At 66.6% G+C, this 1947-nt stretch carries 1 protein-coding gene; it reads left to right on the top strand.

Features of this window, described 5'->3' with window-relative positions; genetic code table 11:
• Positions 1-546: 546 nt before the first annotated feature.
• Complete coding sequence (locus ACTG9Q_RS23640; protein ID WP_455575065.1) at positions 547-1839, top strand: serine hydrolase domain-containing protein; 1293 nt, start codon at positions 547-549, stop codon at positions 1837-1839.
• The last annotated feature ends 108 nt before the right edge of the window (positions 1840-1947 follow it).

The raw sequence follows: 1947 nt of genomic DNA on the forward strand, positions 1-1947 counted from the left end.
CGGACGAACACCTCCGGACGACGACCCACGACCACCTCCCGCTCGACATGGGAGAACCAGCCTGGCCCGTCAACCAACCAGACCGATTACCGGGTCAACGTTCCGAGATGCAGCACTAGGTCCTATCACTCGTTTGGCCTAGAGATTCGGCTCGTAGTGAAGCTATCGCTGACCATTATGGCCTTAAAAGACCTGGTGGGAGCGGTTAAGTCAAGTTAATCGAGAGTAGTTCAGTTCTCCGGTCACGCCACGAACGGGTTAAACGTGGCATCGGGGTGAATGGGGACTCAATATCTTCCCACCTTCTCACGCTGTGTCGACGTGATTGTCACAAAAATGGCTCGCCGACCCCGATGTTCGACTACTCCATTTGGAGGTTTGTCCGGCGGGTCCCGCCATGCGAAGTTAAAGTGGTCGCGAGTGCCGTACGGCATCCATTCAGTCCCTTGCGAGGAAGGCGGAGCGGGGTCGGGGTGTCATAGCAGAAGCACTGTCATGAAAGGGATGGCCAATGAATGCGAATGAGGGACTATGCGCTGGAACAACATGGAAACTGAATTCCACCGTCTTCGCGAACAGACGTTTACGCCCGGGGCGCAGCTGGAGATAGCCGAAGGCGACCGGCTCACCTCCTGGGTGAGCGGGGTCGAGGAGCACGGCACCTCCCGCCTGCTGAGCGCCGACTCCGCGGTCCCCATCGGCTCGATCACCAAGGTCTTCACCGCCGTCCTGCTGCTGGCGCTGGTCGCCGACGACGAGGTGGACCTCGACGAGCCCATCGCCCGGTGCCTGGACACCGTCCGTCGCACCCCCATCGCGACGGTGACCGTCCGCCAGTTGCTGACCCACACCTCCGGGCTGGTCAACGAGCCGCCCGGACAGATGGAGGGCTGGTCGGTCGACCGCTACATCAAGGCCGTCGCCGCGTGCGGGACGCTGCACGAGCCCGGCTCCGCCTTCTCCTACTCCAACGCGGGCTCCACCGTCCTGGGCGCCGTCGCCGCCGCTGTCACCGGCATGAGCTGGCACGAAGCCGTCGAGGCCGTGGTACTCGAACCGCTGGGCATCGTGCCCCGGTTCGTGGTCGGGCCCACCACCGCCGCGCAGACGCCCCAGCCCGTCCTCGGCCACGCGGTCAGCGCCGCCCGCGGCCGCGTCCGCCCCGTCGAGCAGGCGATCGGTCCCGCCCAGGCCGCCGCGGGCGCCTTGGCCTGCAGCGCGGCCGACCTCGTCCGACTGGGCCGCGCCCTGCTCGCCGACGGCCGCCGCACCCGTCTGGACGAGGTGGACTTCGCCGCGATGCTCGTCCCGGAGCCCTCGGCCCGCCCGGTCGGCCTCGCCGACGCGTGGGGACTGAGCCTGGCCCGGTTCGACCGCGGCCGGACGTCCTGGTGGGGGCACGACGGGATGGCCAACGGCACCTCGTGCCACCTGCGCATCCACCCCCTCGACGACACCGTCATCGGGTTCACCGCCAACGGCACCTCCGGCCACGCGCTCTGGCGCGCCCTGTTGCCTGAGCTGCGAGAACGCGGGATCGATGTCGGCGACCACAACCCGCCGGGCCCGGCGGGCCCGCCGATCGCCTCGGTCACGGAGTTCGCGGGCGACTACCGCAACGGCGACACCGACTACCGAATCGTCGCGCGCGGCCTTGAATTGATGCTCGTCATCGACGACGAACCGTCGGCACGGATAGTCCTGGCCCAGAACGGTGTGTTCGCGTTGTGTGACCCGGACTCCGGCGAACGCGTGCAGACCGGACTGTTCCTGGCCGGACCGGACCGTTCTGTCGACCGCCTGCAAATCGCTGGACGGGTTGCCCGAAAGGTTTCATAGTCGCGGCACCGACTGAGTCGTAAACAATTCACGGCCACCTTCGGCAATAATCCCGTCGGCCGGCGATGACGCCTGCCCGAAAGGTCTCACATGACGATCCAAGATGCC

The organism is Actinokineospora lacus, assembly GCF_053813445.1.